20 protein-coding genes and 2 pseudogenes are annotated in these 16,602 nt (G+C 34.3%); 17 read left to right on the top strand and 5 right to left on the bottom strand.

The genetic code is table 11. The annotated features are described in order from the left end of the window. Nucleotides 1-495: 495 nt before the first annotated feature. On the top strand, nt 496-1,797 hold the full coding sequence (locus tag ACSR9O_RS25575) for a CitMHS family transporter (RefSeq protein ID WP_101225785.1): 1,302 nt from the start codon (nt 496-498) through the stop codon (nt 1,795-1,797). A gap of 542 nt (nt 1,798-2,339) precedes the next feature. After that, the gene (locus ACSR9O_RS25570) at nt 2,340-2,780 is read left to right on the top strand and encodes a cell wall hydrolase (protein ID WP_402940348.1); all 441 of its coding nucleotides are present in this window, start codon (nt 2,340-2,342) and stop codon (nt 2,778-2,780) included. 182 nt (nt 2,781-2,962) lie between these two features. Here the strand turns inward: ACSR9O_RS25570 and ACSR9O_RS25565 are convergent, their stop codons facing one another. Continuing rightward, on the bottom strand, nt 2,963-3,250 hold the full coding sequence (locus ACSR9O_RS25565) for a hypothetical protein (RefSeq protein WP_260356627.1): 288 nt from the start codon (nt 3,248-3,250) through the stop codon (nt 2,963-2,965). A gap of 306 nt (nt 3,251-3,556) precedes the next feature. Here ACSR9O_RS25565 and ACSR9O_RS25560 point away from each other — a divergent pair, with 306 nt between their 5' ends. Both ACSR9O_RS25560 and ACSR9O_RS25555 read left to right on the top strand, forming a co-directional pair. Then, nucleotides 3,557-3,943 carry a DUF1259 domain-containing protein gene (locus tag ACSR9O_RS25560; protein ID WP_101225786.1) on the top strand — a complete coding sequence of 129 codons (387 nt, stop codon included), beginning with the start codon at nt 3,557-3,559 and terminating at the stop codon, nt 3,941-3,943. 697 nt (nt 3,944-4,640) lie between these two features. Further along, nucleotides 4,641-5,501, top strand: coding sequence for a transporter substrate-binding domain-containing protein (locus ACSR9O_RS25555; protein ID WP_491725305.1), 861 nt, complete (start codon nt 4,641-4,643; stop codon nt 5,499-5,501). 352 nt (nt 5,502-5,853) lie between these two features. Here ACSR9O_RS25555 and ACSR9O_RS25550 read toward each other — a convergent pair whose 3' ends face one another. Beyond that, entirely contained in the window at nt 5,854-6,012 is a 159-nt protein-coding gene (locus ACSR9O_RS25550; RefSeq protein ID WP_202190661.1) for a hypothetical protein, read from the bottom strand. Nucleotides 6,013-6,356: 344 nt separating this feature from the next. Here ACSR9O_RS25550 and ACSR9O_RS25545 point away from each other — a divergent pair, with 344 nt between their 5' ends. Further along, nucleotides 6,357-6,851: a helix-turn-helix transcriptional regulator gene (locus ACSR9O_RS25545; RefSeq protein ID WP_491725304.1), complete on the top strand. Its 495-nt coding sequence runs from the start codon at nt 6,357-6,359 to the stop codon at nt 6,849-6,851. Nucleotides 6,852-6,885: 34 nt separating this feature from the next. After that, nucleotides 6,886-7,221 carry a hypothetical protein gene (locus ACSR9O_RS25540; protein ID WP_491725303.1) on the top strand — a complete coding sequence of 112 codons (336 nt, stop codon included), beginning with the start codon at nt 6,886-6,888 and terminating at the stop codon, nt 7,219-7,221. 439 nt (nt 7,222-7,660) lie between these two features. Here ACSR9O_RS25540 and ACSR9O_RS25535 read toward each other — a convergent pair whose 3' ends face one another. Then, a complete protein-coding gene (locus tag ACSR9O_RS25535; protein WP_491725302.1) occupies nt 7,661-8,305 on the bottom strand; it encodes a YczE/YyaS/YitT family protein in 645 nt (214 codons plus the stop codon). A gap of 115 nt (nt 8,306-8,420) precedes the next feature. Here ACSR9O_RS25535 and ACSR9O_RS25530 point away from each other — a divergent pair. The 8 genes and pseudogenes from ACSR9O_RS25530 to ACSR9O_RS25495 form a co-directional block, all read left to right on the top strand. After that, a pseudogene (locus ACSR9O_RS25530) lies at nt 8,421-8,486 on the top strand (MarR family transcriptional regulator); the annotation flags it as partial. A 6-nt stretch (nt 8,487-8,492) separates the two neighbouring features. Further along, a pseudogene (locus ACSR9O_RS25525) lies at nt 8,493-8,614 on the top strand (MarR family transcriptional regulator); the annotation flags it as partial. A gap of 25 nt (nt 8,615-8,639) precedes the next feature. Continuing rightward, on the top strand, nt 8,640-9,152 hold the full coding sequence (paiA, locus tag ACSR9O_RS25520) for a spermidine/spermine N(1)-acetyltransferase (protein WP_491725301.1): 513 nt from the start codon (nt 8,640-8,642) through the stop codon (nt 9,150-9,152). Between the two features lie 290 nt (nt 9,153-9,442). After that, nucleotides 9,443-9,625 (top strand): hypothetical protein, encoded by a 183-nt coding sequence (locus tag ACSR9O_RS25515; RefSeq protein ID WP_034310968.1) that lies wholly within the window; start codon nt 9,443-9,445, stop codon nt 9,623-9,625. A gap of 68 nt (nt 9,626-9,693) precedes the next feature. Continuing rightward, complete coding sequence (locus ACSR9O_RS25510; RefSeq protein WP_221408526.1) at nt 9,694-9,825, top strand: DUF6254 family protein; 132 nt, start codon at nt 9,694-9,696, stop codon at nt 9,823-9,825. Nucleotides 9,826-10,134: 309 nt separating this feature from the next. Then, a complete protein-coding gene (locus tag ACSR9O_RS25505) occupies nt 10,135-10,470 on the top strand; it encodes a hypothetical protein (RefSeq protein ID WP_491725300.1) in 336 nt (111 codons plus the stop codon). 406 nt (nt 10,471-10,876) lie between these two features. Beyond that, nucleotides 10,877-11,221, top strand: coding sequence for an immunity protein CdiI family protein (locus tag ACSR9O_RS25500; protein WP_491725299.1), 345 nt, complete (start codon nt 10,877-10,879; stop codon nt 11,219-11,221). Between the two features lie 162 nt (nt 11,222-11,383). Further along, nucleotides 11,384-11,872, top strand: a complete 489-nt coding sequence (locus tag ACSR9O_RS25495) for a GNAT family N-acetyltransferase (RefSeq protein ID WP_459735344.1) — start codon at nt 11,384-11,386, stop codon at nt 11,870-11,872. 156 nt (nt 11,873-12,028) lie between these two features. On the opposite strand, the gene ACSR9O_RS25490 is transcribed toward ACSR9O_RS25495, so the two are convergent. Next, on the bottom strand, nt 12,029-12,745 hold the full coding sequence (locus tag ACSR9O_RS25490) for a vanadium-dependent haloperoxidase (RefSeq protein ID WP_491725298.1): 717 nt from the start codon (nt 12,743-12,745) through the stop codon (nt 12,029-12,031). 253 nt (nt 12,746-12,998) lie between these two features. On the opposite strand from ACSR9O_RS25490, the gene ACSR9O_RS25485 reads away from it, so the two are divergent. Further along, the gene (locus ACSR9O_RS25485) at nt 12,999-13,853 is read left to right on the top strand and encodes a hypothetical protein (protein ID WP_260356637.1); all 855 of its coding nucleotides are present in this window, start codon (nt 12,999-13,001) and stop codon (nt 13,851-13,853) included. Nucleotides 13,854-13,906: 53 nt separating this feature from the next. Further along, the gene (locus tag ACSR9O_RS25480) at nt 13,907-14,818 is read left to right on the top strand and encodes a VanW family protein (RefSeq protein ID WP_491725297.1); all 912 of its coding nucleotides are present in this window, start codon (nt 13,907-13,909) and stop codon (nt 14,816-14,818) included. 190 nt (nt 14,819-15,008) lie between these two features. Here the strand turns inward: ACSR9O_RS25480 and ACSR9O_RS25475 are convergent, their stop codons facing one another. Further along, on the bottom strand, nt 15,009-15,221 hold the full coding sequence (locus ACSR9O_RS25475) for a hypothetical protein (protein WP_260356639.1): 213 nt from the start codon (nt 15,219-15,221) through the stop codon (nt 15,009-15,011). A gap of 584 nt (nt 15,222-15,805) precedes the next feature. Between ACSR9O_RS25475 and ACSR9O_RS25470 the strand changes: the two genes are divergently transcribed. Beyond that, nucleotides 15,806-16,426: a hypothetical protein gene (locus ACSR9O_RS25470; protein WP_230177713.1), complete on the top strand. Its 621-nt coding sequence runs from the start codon at nt 15,806-15,808 to the stop codon at nt 16,424-16,426. Nucleotides 16,427-16,602: the final 176 nt, after the last annotated feature.

The raw sequence follows: 16,602 nt of genomic DNA, 5'->3' as shown, positions 1-16,602 counted from the left end.
TATTGCTTTATTTTTAAAATTAAAGGTTTTTGAAAACGTTATCTTTTTGAGTTTTTTGTTTACAGATAATAAATGATCTTTATGTTACTTTAACTATTAGAAAAATTTCTTACATGTAATGAGCACTCTTTAATTAAAGTGGTGATTCATAAAAAAATTTTAAATGAAAAAGAGGTGTAATTAAGTGAATAATTTAAAACTGTAAAAATCAGATCAGACTATTAAAAGAGCAAGATACCAGCGTATTGGTAATATTATCTTAACGGATCTAATGATCAATTGGATGTATAATTACTAGTACTTCAAGATATGGTTCATAGCAACAATTACAGGGGAATTCAATAATGTCAGTTTTGTAAACCCTTACAATGAAGTGGTGTTAAGAGTCCATTAAGCAGTGCTAACTTAAATTATAGAAAATTTTCATATATGATTCGAAATAACGTATTCAACATGTATTCTAAAAAGTCAGGGAAGATAAAGAGGGGGCATACTATGTTAACATTTCTGGGATTTGCCATGATTGTGGTCTTTATGTATTTAATCATGAGTAAGCGCTTATCAGCATTCAGTGCACTTACGGTTGTTCCAATAATTTTTGCGCTAATTGCAGGATTTACGGATTTAGGACCGATGATGTTAAAAGGTCTAGAGACTATAGCTCCTACTGCTATTATGATTATTTTTGCCATTCTTTATTTTGGTGTATTAATTGATACAGGATTATTTGATCCACTAGTATCAAAAATTTTAAAAATGGTAGGCGGTGACCCATTAAAAATTGTGCTGGGCACTGCGATTTTATCATTGGTAGTTGCTTTAGATGGTGATGGTACTATTACCTACCTTATTGTAGTAACAGCTTTTCTTCCTTTATATAATAAACTGGGTATGAATAAACTCATTTTGGCCTGCATTCCTGCGTTAGCGATGGGGGTTATGAACTTGTTACCGTGGGGTGGACCAGCTGCCCAAGCTACGGCGGCGGTAAAAGTGGATATAATAGACTTGCTTTTGCCAATCATTCCTTCTATGATTGCGGGTGTGTTATGGATTTTAGGAGTGGCATACTTCTTGGGTCGACGTGAGCGTAAGAGATTAGGAGTTATCAATATTGAAGCTAGCTTTAATGAAGAAGAACTTGCTGCTGCACTTGAGGTAGGAATGGACTCATCAATAAAACGACCTAAATTATTTTGGTTTAACCTAGGCCTTACGATTTTAGTATTGGCAGCTTTACTTACGGGCTTCCTACCGTTGCCTGCGTTATTCATGCTCGGCTTTGCCATCGTTATGATTGTAAATTATCCAAACTTGCAGGACCAGAAGGATCGCTTACACGCACATGCAGGTAATATATTAACTGTTGTCTCCATGATATTTGCAGCAGGTGTATTTACTGGGATTATAGATGGTACTGGCATGGTTAGCGCGATGGCAGATACCCTAATAGCAGTTATTCCAGACTCTCTCGGACCAAAATTAACAGTCATTGTTGCACTTATAAGCATGCCATTTACATTTTTCATGGCGAATGCTCCCTTTTATTTCGGGATTATTCCGATTATGGCAGAAACAGCTGCCAACTTCGGTATCCATCCGATGGAAGTTGGACAAGCTTCTTTATTAGGACAACCCTTGCACTTGTTAAGTCCACTCCAAGGTTCTATCTATATATTAATGGGGCTTCTTGGTATAGAAATAGGTGATCATATTCGCTTTACAGCCAAGTATGCGGTAGGTACAGCATTAGTTATGATAATTGTTGGTGTTTTGTTCGGAGTACTATCCATTTAATCATATAAACATAATAAATTGCAGAGAGCTAGTAATTCAAAATAGCTCTCTCTTTTATTGGTCTAGAATTACTTATTATTGTAACTATTTTATTTCACTCTTATTTATAAAGTACTAAAGTTGATTTTACTTTTTAATTAACTTCTAATGCACCAGGATTAAGCAGCGTACAAAAGCTTTAAAAGAAGTCCAGGATGCTTAGTAGGCCTTGGTATAGCAATGGGTAATGCAGATGAATAATTAATTTTTTTTGCTGACCTTTACAAAAAAAACAGTGAATACGGTATAGCTTTTATATAGAAAAAGTAATTGGAATTTTGTACTTAAACTAACGGGTGCCTAAGTTCAGTAACAGGGGTTGTTTCGGCAGCCTTTTTCTTATGGAACTAACGGGGCAGGTTAGTTGAATTAAAGGGGAAAAAAGAATGCAATAGTTTTCATTTTACTTAAAAGCTGTAAGTTATTATAACTAAGCATTTATATTACATAAATAATGACATGACTGTAGGCTATTTTTCATACAATATTTTTGGGGTGAAAAAATGACAAGAGCAAACTACCGAAGTTCAGACGTTGACTTAATGGCAAGGATGATGAGAGCAGAAGCCGAAGGTGAAGGACAACTAGGAATGTTATATGTTGGAAATGTAATTGTGAATCGTCTTGTAGCTAATTGTTTAGACTTTAAAGGTTTAAGAACAATTCCACAAGTCATTTATCAAGTACAAGGAGGAAATTATTCTTTTGAAGCTGTTCAAAAAGGGAATGTATTTTATCAAAGAGCGAGAGGTATTGAAAGAAGATTAGCAGAACAGAATTTGAAGCACTGGAGACAGCATCCGGCTAGATATGCACTTTGGTATTTTAATCCATATGCTCCATGCCCTCCAACATGGTATGATCAGCCACATACTGGTCAATTTAAAGACCATTGTTTTTATGAACCAAAACCTGGAACATGTGATAGTGTTTATAGAGGTTAAGCTTACTCTTTGAGTAAGCTTTTTTACATATTTAAAATATTTATACAATATAAAACTTTTAGTAATAGTTTTTATCTAAAAAAGTAAGATTGTGAATTATTGTACTTCAGCTAACGGGTGCGTTAGCTGAAGATCGGAGTTTTCTTAAGGCAGTTCCTTTTCTATGCAACAAACGGGGCAGGTTAGTTCCATAAGCGTTGTGTACTCGAAATACGAAGGCTTAGTTTATTTATTTTTACCCAACTTCTCGTTACCCGTTTAAAGTTACCCGTAATTTTAGCTAACAATAACTGTAGTTCTGTTATATTATTTTCAACTTCATTGATTCTTTCTATTAGACGAAGAGCCTCCCTATCCTTTAAAAATTTAATTTGTTTACCTTTGTAATAGATTACTACTGTTCCTTTTTTCGTTATTCGATAAGTAAATGGTTCTTCACTTAATCTGTTTCGTTTGTCTATATCGCTCACTACACCGTCTCCCTACTTATTATAGTTCAAAGATTATATTCAAAAAAGGCAGTTAATTCTCCTGTTTTCTTTAAATATTTTTATTCACAGTCTGTGTCAAATCTGTGATAAGTCTTATAGAACTAACGGGTGTGTTCGTTAATTAGTGAGCTGTGGCGATTGGCCATTTTCTTATGGAGCTAATGTAAGCAGGGTAGTTTTAATTAGCTATAAAAAATGTCATTAATATTTCAAAATAGATGCATATCCGTTTCGGATCTATTCATTAGTTCATATCCTATTAATACTAGGGAGGAGATGAATAGATTGGCATCTAATGATGAATTGATTTGTCAAAAGTTTGCTAGGATTATCGGCGGCCAAGAAGGATTTGCGGGTGGCAAATGTGTGGCAACCATAAATCGAAATGAAATAAAAGTAAAAATTTTAGGGGAACGTTTTAGTGTAACCTCTTCTTTCTCATATGAATCCAGAGATAATCAGACCGGACGAGCATTGTGCCTAGGCAGGGTAGCACTCTTGCAAAAAGAAGTCGGGAATTTTGTTGCTTCCATTCTTAAACAAGGAATAATAGTTTCATCCGTACACAATGAGTGGCTATTCGATAATCCGAATTTGGTTTACGTTAATATCGAAGCTGTTGATGATCCATTAGTTTTTGCAAGGAAAGTCAGAAAAGCATTAAGGAACTAATGGATTTCCCACTAATGGTAAAACGGAGCTGTCATAAAAGCAGCTATAAACTGATCACGGTAAAAACCGAGTTTTGTTGAACTAAAGGTGCGTTAACTGAAGATCGGAGCTGTCTTTAAGGCAGCTTTTTCTTATGCAACCATCGGGCAGATTAGTGGAAGAAGGTATTTATTGTTCAGCTAAAGAATAGTATTCGGTAAAGGTTGATTTTAAGGAATAAACTAACTTAATACAGGAGGGGAAAATGGTTGATAATAGTTATGAGAAACAACATCTCAAAAAACTTAGGACTTTTACTTATATCACGATAGCATTAATATTTTCAATGATATTTCTATTTATTAGCATTTTTCTTTTGTATTTTCCTATGATAGGCATTTTAGACCTTGTGTACTTTACACCAAAAATAGCAATTTTCGCATTCTTGATTTCTTGTGTATTTTCTGTTTTAGCTATAAAAAATCTCTTTGGTAAGATATTGTTAGTATTAAACATATTTCTAATGCTATTTATGATTTTTTATGGACCATAACTAGATACAATTAAATGAGGACTACACATTTTAGATATCTAATATGTGTAGTCCTTTTCCTATCAATTGTGGAAAATGTTTGTTTTTTGAAGGTGATTCTCTTATTTTGTTGTATTTTTATTAATTGATGGATTAATAAAAATACAACAAACGGAGGGAAATCACATGTTTAACAATTGGAAAAAAACACTGATGGCTGGAGTGATCAGCTTATCCTTGCTAGGTACTGGGTACGCCAGTCACGACCTGATCTCCTCGCAAAACGTCTCGGCTGAACCGGCAGCTAAAAATGCACCAGGGCATTTGAAAAAAGTGGAGTCTTCCCAGCTTGATGAAATTATCAAACGTGGATACATCAGGGTAGGAATGACCGGGGACTACAAACCCTTTACCTATTTGAACCCGGAAACAAATGAGTATGAAGGCTTTGACGTGGACGCTGCCAAAGAGCTTGGCAAAGACCTTGGTGTGGAGGTGAAATTTGTCGCTACCACATGGCCTGCGATGATGAAAGACTTGCAAGCGGACAAATTTGATATTGCTGTGGGCGGTGTGACTCGCAACACAGCCAGACAAAAAAGCGCTTATGTATCCCAAGGTTACCTTTCATTCGGTAAGGTGCCTTTGATTCGCAAGGAAGATAAAGACAAGTATCTTACCATTGAAGATATTAACAAGCCTTCTGTACGCATTGGCGTAAATCCAGGCGGAACAAACGAAGAATTTGTCCGTCAGTATCTAAGCAATGCTAACGTAACGGTTGTAGAAAACAATCTTGATATCCCACATCTTGTTGCAGAAGGTACGTATGATGTTATGATCACAGACACAGTAGAAGCAATGCTGTATGCAAAAGATGATCCAAGATTGTATGCGGCTCAAACTGACAAGCCTTTCACAAACAGTGAAAAAGGTTATATGATCCCAAGAGGCGATTTCATTTATGCAAGCTACTTAGAAATGTGGATGGATGAAATGAAGCTCCAAGGGAAATTTGATGCTCTCTACAAAAAGTGGATGGAATAGAATCTGCCCTTAAAACTGCCGTGTAGGGAAGCATTTTTTCGCTAACAGGTGTGCTATAGTTTGGTTAGAAGTGAATTAGAAGTTTTTTACGGTTTATAAAACTATAAGCTTGTCTTAGTATTACTCTGTGGACATTACGCCCGGTCACCCCAATTTCCATAGCACATTAGAAATAATGTCACAAAAGTCTTAAATAGGTTAACATTCTTTAATTCCCACCGGTGTTTGTACCTTAAAAAAAGGCCATCATTTGATGGCCTTTTAAATGTAAAAAACATCCTTAATTAACTAAAGGGGCAGGCTAACTCATTAATTTTCAAGTAGAAAAATAAAAAACCACTCAGAGTGTTTTTTAATCGCGCATTGCTCCTGCCTCTCGGGAAGTCATTGCACCTTGTCCTTCGCTTACATCTTTTTGAATTTGTTGTTTTACTTTTTGTGCATCTGATCCGGCAAATTCCGGTTTCATAATTGAACCCAAGTTTCCTTTAGCTGGTTGATTTTGTTGCATACAAGTCCTCCTCAATTTATTGTTTGACAATCTTATTATTTACAAAAAAGTTCAAGAGTACTATTTGAAATTTGTTTAACAATTGGGCCCGATTGTTGAAGAAACAGAAGCAAATTACTTTTGCAAAAATAGCCCTGAAAACGAGTAACATCTCTCGGAAACTCAAGTGATGCTCTACATACTTCATCGTATTATTTTGTGGAATTGAAGGGAATAGCAGTTCCTTTTCTTATGCAGTTAAAGGGGCAGTGACTTCAAACAATTAAGTTATTCAAATAGGTATTTTTTTGTTGAAAAACAATACTTTTAGTGTAAAATTACACTAAAAGGAGAATTTAGTATATATGGAAAAAGAAGACTTCATCAATTTAATATCAGAAAAAATGAAACTTGTTCGAACAGAACAAAGTTTTTCTCAGGATAAGATGTCTGAAATTCTAGGGATTTCAAAAAAAACACTAGTTCAAATTGAAAAAAGAAGAACAGAAGCCAATTGGACCACCGTTGTTGCCTTTTGTGCTTTGTTTAATCATAGCCAATTATTGATATCATCAATTGGTGACAATCCAGTTGATTTTGTTCAGTTAATTGCTAGCAAAAATGGTGGTACGCCTAAAGAAAAAACAATGGGTGGTAAGATATGGTGGAAAGAAATAGAGTCTAGAGGGGATTTTCGTTTGCAACAAAATTTGATTAGTAACCATTACCGCATATTGGATCAATATGATTATCGTTGGCATAGTTCTTTTGATAAAGAAGAGAGTTTAAGTCGTTTAAATGAATTACAGGATATGGGGAATATCGAGATAGACAAAGGTATAGGGATATTTGAAGAATAAGATTTTGCTTGTTCTATTGATAATAAGTTTAGGAGTGAATTTTTATATATTCGGAAAATGGTTTCTGACTGAACAAAGGTATGAACCATCCTCTGAAGAAAAGGTTATTTTAAGTGAAATGGTTCAAAAAACGGTTGAGAGTGAAAAGTATAAAAAGATAGCAGAAAAAGAGAATATCATTGCTATTGATGCAAACATGGATAAAAATAAAGGTGGAATATTCCCCTACTATTTTGGAGTAAGTGTCCGTACTGACATACAAACCTATCTGTTTGCTTGCAGTAATGAACAATGCTCAGAAATGGAAAGCGCAGGAACGACTTATTCTCGATATACAGAAGAAGTACCCAGAATTCCATTTAAAAAATAGAGAAAAGCCAAAAAATAACTGAAATAAAAGAAAGCCTACATCCTTTAATAGCAAGGGTCGTAGGCTTATTTTATTCTTATAGTTGTTTAATTTACATAAAGTCGTACCGATTTAAAAAAAGTTTAACCGTTTTTCTTATGAAACTATAGGGGCAGGTTAGTTCAAGAAACAAAAAGGGGTTCTACCTAAATCTTAAAACAAACAAGACTAGATTATACTTAATGTTTTTTTTACTATAATCCTTATTGGATTGAAGAAATTTGCGACACTCCTGCCGAATTACTGGCTAGCCGAGACACCGCAGCCGCTCGCGGCGAGGAGGCTTGGCAGGCAGTCGGCGGAAAGGGAGCGATTTCTGAAATCAACTGGAACGTTTTTTAAATAAAAAACTTCAGTCAATCTCGCTTTTCTTCGAATTGGTCTACAGTCTGAAACCATTCTATAATGAATGGTTTTTATCTTTATCATAATTTGGTGATGTACTGGAGTGTGTTAATATGCGGTCTAATACTTTTTTAGTAAATGGCATAAAGAAATTAAGTATTAGCCCCCCTAAACAAACGGTTAATAAAGTTCCAACGCCAATTGGTCCATTTGAAATCATTGCCAATATCAAGAATAGGAGGTAAATGAATGTTCTCGAAAGGAATATATTTGTTCTAGTTAATTCTTGTATGATTAATGTTAATCGGTCAACTGGGATCGGTGCAAAATTTGTGTGTAAATATGTTGCAGTTCCTAATCCTATAACAACTAAGCCGATTCCAAAACAAACAACTTTGCTGTACCATAGTTCAGGTGTTATCAAATTGTGGAATAAAAAAAGCCACATATCAATACCGATACCAGTTATAAATGCTGTTAACAATCCCAATACTTCTGGTCTTTGTCTTTTTAAAAATGAATTACTGCATATCAATATTAAACCTATTATTATTTCCCAACTTCCCACAGTAAGCCCCACATTTATGGACAGTCCCACCAAAAGTGCATCAAAAGGTGAAGTTCCAAGGTCTGATTGTATAGTGAAAGAAATACCAAGGGTTAATATTATAATTCCCAATACATAAAAAACATATTTCACTTTACTTGGCCCCTCCATCATATTTTTTTGTTGCAAACGCAACAAAGCTGAGTTAAATTAAATATATGTTATTTTTATTGCATTTGCAACAAAAATACGCACTAATGGGTTAATTATGAAGGAAATTCTTCGTGGAATTGGAATGATAGCAAGGGCATTAGATTCCATAAGTAATATTGAAATTATCGTTGCATTAGAGGGATTTTCCAAAAGAGAAGTAGAAACCTTTTCAATCTTCTTCAAAGAGTTAGAAGAAATATAGAAAAAGACTGGGAATTTGTAAAAAAGGGAAACAAGAGAAATTATTGATTATATAAAGGAGCGATATATTTAAATGACTATAAAAAAGTGTACCCTTGAAGATACACGAAAACTTCAAGAAATTAGTTATGAAACATTTAATGAGACATTTAAGCATCAGAATTCTCCCGAGAATATGAACGCCTATTTGGAAAGGGCATTTAACTTAAAACAATTAGAAAAAGAATTATCCAATATTTCTTCACAATTCTTTTTTGTTTATTTTGATAATGAAGTCGCTGGATATTTAAAGGTCAATACCAATGATGCTCAGACTGAAGAAATGGGTGATGAATCACTTGAAATCGAGCGGATTTATATAAAGAACAAATTTCAAAAACTTGGGCTTGGTAAATACCTGTTAAATAAAGCTATGGAAATCGCAATGGAACGTAATAAAAAGAAAATCTGGCTGGGCGTATGGGAAAAAAATGAAAATGCTATTGGCTTTTATCAGAAAATTGGGTTTGTACAAACTGGGGCCCATTCTTTTTATATGGGTGATGAAGAACAAACGGACTTTATAATGACCAAAACACTCATATAATTTATCTTGAAAGGTACATCATTGATAAATAATGAAGGAAATCCAAATTCAAACAAATGGCAGAACTTATGGATAAGAGATTTAAAAAATCACATATAGCCCACTTTTATTTAACCCGCAGGTTCAATAATTTTGGATGGTACTGCACGAACGGTTAAAAACCAATTGGAACTCATTATTCACTTTATTATTTACCCGAATTACATGACGGATTCATGCTACTGCCGGTTTTATTCGGAGTATATTTCTTCATTCTGATCTCATACTAAAGATAAGAAGGAGGGGTATACATGGCAAAACGAACAAAGAAAAATGATGCAGATCAAAAAAACAAACAAGGGTTTGATTCAAGCAAAACTGATTCTGAATTCTCTAAGGAATTCGGCAGTGCAAATGCTAATCAAGCACATAAAAATAAAGCAAAAAAAGAAAAAGCATCTAAAAATCAAGGTGAGTGGAAAGGCATGCATTGATGCCTGCTCGAGTACGCTTATCGTGCTTCAAACTTTTTACTTAACTTTATGTAAAGGAGCTTATTTAGATGACTCAATCCAAGCGACAGCAAGAACGCCAATGGAAAGATCGTAAACAATCTCAGAATCCACATGGTAAGGTCCCTTCATTTGAACAATTAGCTGAAGATACGGGCAAAAATGAATCTGAAACTAAGTAAAACGGTTCTCTTTTCGTTACCTAAAAGGCCATAATCATCAATGATTATGGTCTTTTTAGGTTTATATATACGAGCTGGCTTTTTTTTAGGTAATAGAATGATTCGTATGTCATCCCCTTAAGTAGATACTGTAAAAGACAAAGACTACATAAAAATGCGGATTATTACAAAACCTTTTAGTAAGGAGTTTTTTGGAAGGGGGGAAAGATCAGATATATGTTTTCGTTACGGGGAGATGCTCATAAAATTTATCTTCAATTAAAAAAAGCCTCAATCAAAGACCGAACTTTCAAAAGTATGAAGAAACTAATGGAAGTGGAAGAAATTCAAAATTTTTATAGTTCGATTGATAGCGATACGTTAAAAAAAGTTTATTATTGTATGATAAAAGAGAAAAACGGATCGGGGATCATTCCTATTATAATATCCTCTGGGCCTTGGCTTTTTCTTCTGTTTTCAAATCAATTGCAAGATTTCCTTTTTAAAGATGGGAGTTTGCTTTGGGTCGTCTTTAGTATAATATATATTTCGATTCTTTCCATAAGTGTGTTTCTTCACTTTCATGAAAGATCATGGTCTTTTGTTCATATTGAAATCATTCAAGAAATTTTACATGATCGAAAAGGGATAAGGGAAAAGGCATGAGGTTCCCTCAATGGGAGTTTTGCGGGAAAAACATATACTTTCTCACTGTTTTCTGGTGTATTATTAGCACGAAATATTATAGCAAAAATGAGGCATCGAAACCTTTTATGAATAGTGATTATTTTTCTGCATATTCAATCTTAATCCCATTTACTCTTTCATCCAACTCGTAAGTTCGGATGTTTTTTTTATACAGGGGCTTGTACAATTTGATAGTTGATTGGTACGTAGGGCACCCGCTCCAATCAACTTTGTTTTAACTTTTAGAAAGAACCCTTTTGTCTACAAACTGCGCGATTCTTAAAGAAGAATCGCTTTTCTTATTGAGCTTACGGGGCAGATTACTTTAACAAAAGTAATGTAATATATAATAAAAAAGCGTGTAGTAGAGGAGTCAGAAAATAATATGGAATGTCATTGTGAACAAAAAGAAACAAGTGAGTTAAAAGTTGAGGGTGATGTTGGGGCGGACCGTATATGGTGCAATCAATGTGGTTGTAACTTGGAAATAGAGGACATTCCGATTTCAAATAAGTTAAGTAGAGAATTGATTGAATGGGTAAATATGTATGGTGAATGGATTGATTGGGATGAAGATAAATTGCTTCATAATGGGATTGAACTTGAAGAAGAACACAATAAACAAGGATTAAATTTAACAGAGAAAGTTAAGAAAGAACTTGAAGGGAAATATAGAATTAAATTTTCACCTTCGACAATGGCAAGAATGTATGCCAATAAAAATCATTAATCCTCATTCCGCTAACAGGTGAGTTAGATGAATATCGGAGCTGTCTTAAGGCAGCTTTTTTATATGCAACTATCGCGGGAGGTTAGTTCATGAAGGACAAATGAAAGTTTATATCGAAATTATTTAAGTAAGAGATTAATTAAATGTAAAAGAGGTAGAACAATGGCTGTTTCAATCAACCCCATTTCCAAAGATGAAAAGCATATTCTTCAGAATTTATATTCCCTTTATTTACATGACCTTTCGGAGTTTACCGAGGGTTTAGACATATCAACAGATGGTTCATTTGAATTTGATTCATTTGAATTAATTTGGAAGAAGGAAGGATTAACACCATATTTTTTGAAAAAAGATATGAAAATTGTCGGGTTTTTATTACTGTTAGAAAGGCCGTTTTTAAATAAGGACTATGATTACAGCATTAATGATATTTTTATTTTAAAAAAATATAGAAGAAAAGGTGCTGCAATTTCATTATTAAAGGAATTGTTTAAACAAAAAAAAGGTAGTTACTTTGTTGTTCAATTAGCCAAGAATATCCCTGCTGTTATATTTTGGAGAAAGATTTTTAGTGAGCTAAATATAGATTTTGAAGAAAAAAAGAAAATTGTCGATAATGAAGAATGTTTGGTTCAATCCTTTCAAATTTAAACAAATATTAAACAACGGGTGCATTAGTTGAAAATCGGAGCTGTCTTTAAGGCAGCCTTTTCTTTAGGGAACTAAGATTAAAAAGTGATCTTAAGATCTTAATATATTCAATTGATATAAAAAAGGTTCAGGTTAGCACAACCTAAACCCAAAATATTATTGAAGCGTATTTAGATTTTGTGCCCTTAAGTAACTTACAACTACCTCTCCAATTTGTCTGCCTAACCTTAAGCCTTCATTGTTATCCACGTTAAAATGTACGCCAGCATACAAACGAGATTGAGCACTTTCTTCCATTATTTTTTTTATTTCTGAAGACTCTTGAGGGAAGAAATAACTTAATACTGTCTCTGCACATCCCGCCACAGTTGCGTGTGCAGAAGGGTAAGCGGGAAAACGAGGGGTAAATAACACAGTAGACAGATTTCTGCCATATTGATTTGGACGTGCAACATCCCAAAGATATTTAAGAAACCACGTGATAACAAAGGTATCATTCATAGCCGAGTGGAAATAACTCTGAACCCTTGCAACACTCGGTGATCCCAGCATATACTTTTCAGCTAAATTGAAAATTAGAGTGGTAATTTTCGCCGTTAATTCACCTGTTCCCCAATATTGTGCGATGCTTATTTGCTGGGATGTCAATGACTTTAATGTATCTTCTACAATGAATAACTCTGTTACCCAATCAATATCTAGAGGATTTTTAATTCGCCAAATGATTCGTTGATGAAAGGGGTCCAGGAACTCATTGTCTCTTCCTCTTGAAATAAAAAACATTGGCCAATTTCCTGCCTCTGGAGAACCTTTAGGTGTGTTACTTTCCCCTGGGTAAGGAAATTCTGTCCATCTTCTATAACTTGTTCTCATAAAGACCACCCCCTAATAAATGTTCTCCTTGTTCCTTATGATTAAGAGTAATGAAATATGACCATATAACTTTTTGATCCCTTATCAGAGAGAAATATCAGGGGGTTGAGCCAATTTATGCCTTTATAGCTGATTCTCCCAGCTTTACAACATAAATTAAGATTTCAAAGTTTTATTTGAAAAACTTCCAAATATTCGAAGGTATTTTAATGATCATATCCTGAAATAATAAAAAAAAAGCAGGAGAAATAATATGAACAGCAAAAAAAGTTATAAAGGATTTATCGCTATTTTTATATCTGTCTTAATGTTGAGTCACTCGGTCTATGCGAATGAATGGGAAGATAAAGAAGTACCTATAAACTTTAAAACTGAGATATTACCTTGGGAGATAGTAAACAACACTATTCCTAATAAAACGACTTTCACCATTATAGACATTGAAACGGGATTATCATTTAAGGTTCAACGAAGAGCAGGTAGTCATCATGTCGATGCTCAGCCACTAACCAAGGATGATACTCAGATTATGAAGAAAATTTATCATAATCAATGGAGCTGGAAAAGAAGAGCGATTATTGTATTAATTAATAATCAAATGATCGCTGCCTCTATGAATGGAATGCCACATGGTGCCGGTTCTCTTCAAAATGGTTTTCCAGGCCACTTCTGTGTTCATTTCTATGGAAGTTTAACGCATCGTTTAAAAAACGAAGATTCCGCTCATAAATTGATGATACTGAAAGCGGCCGGTAAGCTTGATGAATATTTAGGCACGATAAGTCCTTACGAACTTATCCATATTTTTACCATTGCCATAAATCAAGGAGATCGAAAATTATTATCAATGACCTTATCAAATTCGGATCATTCCAAACGTTTCATTAAACTAGCTGAAAATATTACATATTTTGGGGTTGAAGATTTTTCAAGACAACCACTTGAAGACGCAAACGGGTTAATATTCGTGGATGTACCGGTTCAAGTGAAGGTTTATAAAGAGAAAAAAGGGAGTGAAAGCAAAATCATCCATTTTATGATCCGGAGGGAGAGTTTGACTGATCGTTGGTTCATTGATCAAGTGGCGATCTATGAAGCCTTAAAATGAGATTTGTGAAGATACGGAAAAATAAATTCCAATCCATTGTGGGGGTGCATTCTATGCAATTAACATGGATTGCCGGACTTTTACTATTCGTTCAACCTGTGAATATTTCTGAAAGCTTATCGGTAACCCACCAAGGACAAACGATTGCCAGTGTCAACCATGCTGATATTACATTGCCCTTACTGGATGTTCCTATCATGGACGTGGATAAATACAATCAATTTGTCGAAAAAATAGATCGACAAGTGTACCAAAAACCTGTAGATGCCACAATAGACAAACAAGGTAATATTCTTCCTGGGCGGGTAGGTTACAAGCTATACCATCAAGCATTTAAAGAGCAATTTTATTCCTTTTTGTACAGTAGTAAAGCATATAAACTAGAAGTACCTTTGCTTGCTATTCATCCAAAAGTTGACAGCGAATTACTTGCAGAGATTCATGAAAAAAAGATAGGTGAATATAGAACTTATTTTAATGTGAACAACAAAAATCGTACAAATAATATCTCGCTTGCTACAGAAGCCATTAATAATTATGTCGTGTTTCCTGGAGAGGTATTTTCTTTTAATCAAGCCGTTGGCAAGAGATCAGTAAATAAAGGATATATGCTCGCTCGAGTTATCGTTAAAGGAGAGTTTTCTGAAGGGATTGGTGGAGGGATATGTCAGGTGTCATCCACCCTGTTTAATGCTATCGACAATGCAGGATTGCAAACTATTCAACGCTATTCCCATACTAGGAGCGTCCCGTATGTTCCACCTGGCCGCGATGCTACAGTAAGCTGGTATGGTCCTGATTTTAGTTTTAAAAACACATACAATCAACCTATTCTAATCCGAGCTACAACCCAAGGGGGAATGGTAAGTATCATGGTTTACTCTTCAGATATGATAAATTATAAGACACGAAAAGTTCCCGCTGCTTCAAATCAGAAATCAAAAGAACAGATTTACCGTTCCTAAAAGTACACTTTTACGAACGGTTACTTTTTTATAAAATCATCTACTATAATATTTCTGAAAAATTTCATTTTCAATCCAACAATATGGACGGAATACGCAATAGCCTTTCCGTTGTATAATTTCTGAGCCTTCCCCTTGCAGCTAATCTTCGGAGCTATAAATGAATTTCACCAACAATTATATCCTGATACTAGCTATAGAATTGTTTCCTGTCTGCAGGAGTGACAAACTCCATTATGCCGGCTGGCTTTATCCGGTTATTTTCTTCAATTCCTAGAAGCAAACCAATTTTGTCTATTCTTAATCCGGTTATTAATGCATTGGTATATTGAAAATTAATAACCGTATCAAGACCTAAATTATAAAAAAACTTAATAAATAAAGGAGAGCACATATTAGCCATGTATAATATGTACTCTCCTTTTCTTTTTATTTAACTAACGCAACTGTTAGTTTAAGTAGCTTTTGTAGAGTTGACACAATATGTACGGTGAACATTAATACTCCTTAAGAATAGTAATAAAATAAATGAATGTGGTACCCTATTGACTAGTAATATTATCCAAATGAGGATTAAAGAGGATGAACGACGACCAATGCCCTAACTGTAACTCAAACAATATTAAGAAAGGAGCTCTTGGAACCGGGTTTAAATTTGTTCAAATGTTTTCCTATGATAATTTAAGGAATAAACCTTCCAAGATTATTTCTCATCGGTAACTAGAGAGTGGAGGCCCGTTCATATGGGTGAATTATTATCGTTAGTATTAGATTTTTTATTCGTTGCATCAATGTCATTGCATAATAGTAAGAAACATACGGACAAACACATAAAATTTTAAAAGAATACGATTGGTTTACGGCTTTGTATTACAATCCTAAATACACTAGGCTTTTTAATTACGACAAACAAATTAGAGGTAAATAACAACCAAGGGAGAGATAAGTATTTTTTTATACGTTTATGAAGCAGGAATAATTCTAGCAATGATTGTATTCGGACTCGCTTATGTATTTGTAAAAGGGATAGAGGATAGAACGCAACTCTTACTTCAATTTTCGCTAGGCATATTGATTTTAGTGTTTTCCTTATCTGTGATTGGTGGGTTTGAGGGAATGCCGTATGCTGTGTTGAGCCTTGGAGTATTCACACTGGCGATTCTATACTTTTTCTTAAAGAAATATGTTATAGGAAAGAAAATACTCTTTATAGGGGTTCCACTCATCGTCGTTATTCATATATTCATTGGGTTCATCAATCAAGTGGACTACTGGGTAGTGGATAAAGAAAGACTGACGGATGATGAAACCGGGGATTATATTGAAAAAATCGAGAAAGATACATCGATTGTCGGTTACAAAAAGTTTAATGGAGGTGAAGGGGAGGACTTTTTACTAATATCATTGGGTGGTGAAAGAAAGGGAAATACCATTGAAGTGTTGGAAGTGAAAGACGATAGTGAGAAGACTATCATTCGCATTCGGACATCTTATAATAAAAATCCTGAGCCTAATCCGTATATAGCTGTAGCACTTACTCGTATTAAATCAAAGGTAGTCATTTTGGATACGGATGGAACAAATTATGGGGATGGTATATTTGATTAAACCTTTATAATTTGTTCATACTTGGATGGTTCCTTTTTCTTATGGAACTAACGGGGCAGGTTAGTTGTATAAAGAAAATTAAAATTTGGTGGTAAAATTAGTTGATTATGTAGATTAGGGAGAATATTGAATAAATGAGTAATTGGTTATACATTCTTTATGCTGTAATTTTAGGA

The organism is Peribacillus sp. B65 (assembly GCF_058513295.1).
Note: the sequence above shows the minus strand (reverse complement) of the source record. Positions and strands in the feature narration are given on the sequence as shown.

Coding starts and splice junctions, on each gene's coding strand:
- ACSR9O_RS25575 (WP_101225785.1), top strand. CDS start 496: ATGTTAACATTTCTGGGATTTGCCATGATTGTGGTCTTTATGTATTTA.
- ACSR9O_RS25570 (WP_402940348.1), top strand. CDS start 2,340: ATGACAAGAGCAAACTACCGAAGTTCAGACGTTGACTTAATGGCAAGG.
- ACSR9O_RS25555 (WP_491725305.1), top strand. CDS start 4,641: ATGTTTAACAATTGGAAAAAAACACTGATGGCTGGAGTGATCAGCTTA.
- ACSR9O_RS25550 (WP_202190661.1), bottom strand. CDS start 6,012: ATGCAACAAAATCAACCAGCTAAAGGAAACTTGGGTTCAATTATGAAA.
- ACSR9O_RS25545 (WP_491725304.1), top strand. CDS start 6,357: ATGGAAAAAGAAGACTTCATCAATTTAATATCAGAAAAAATGAAACTT.
- paiA (WP_491725301.1), top strand. CDS start 8,640: ATGACTATAAAAAAGTGTACCCTTGAAGATACACGAAAACTTCAAGAA.
- ACSR9O_RS25515 (WP_034310968.1), top strand. CDS start 9,443: ATGGCAAAACGAACAAAGAAAAATGATGCAGATCAAAAAAACAAACAA.
- ACSR9O_RS25510 (WP_221408526.1), top strand. CDS start 9,694: ATGACTCAATCCAAGCGACAGCAAGAACGCCAATGGAAAGATCGTAAA.
- ACSR9O_RS25505 (WP_491725300.1), top strand. CDS start 10,135: ATGGAAGTGGAAGAAATTCAAAATTTTTATAGTTCGATTGATAGCGAT.
- ACSR9O_RS25500 (WP_491725299.1), top strand. CDS start 10,877: ATGGAATGTCATTGTGAACAAAAAGAAACAAGTGAGTTAAAAGTTGAG.
- ACSR9O_RS25495 (WP_459735344.1), top strand. CDS start 11,384: ATGGCTGTTTCAATCAACCCCATTTCCAAAGATGAAAAGCATATTCTT.
- ACSR9O_RS25490 (WP_491725298.1), bottom strand. CDS start 12,745: ATGAGAACAAGTTATAGAAGATGGACAGAATTTCCTTACCCAGGGGAA.
- ACSR9O_RS25485 (WP_260356637.1), top strand. CDS start 12,999: ATGAACAGCAAAAAAAGTTATAAAGGATTTATCGCTATTTTTATATCT.
- ACSR9O_RS25480 (WP_491725297.1), top strand. CDS start 13,907: ATGCAATTAACATGGATTGCCGGACTTTTACTATTCGTTCAACCTGTG.
- ACSR9O_RS25475 (WP_260356639.1), bottom strand. CDS start 15,221: ATGGCTAATATGTGCTCTCCTTTATTTATTAAGTTTTTTTATAATTTA.
- ACSR9O_RS25470 (WP_230177713.1), top strand. CDS start 15,806: ATGATTGTATTCGGACTCGCTTATGTATTTGTAAAAGGGATAGAGGAT.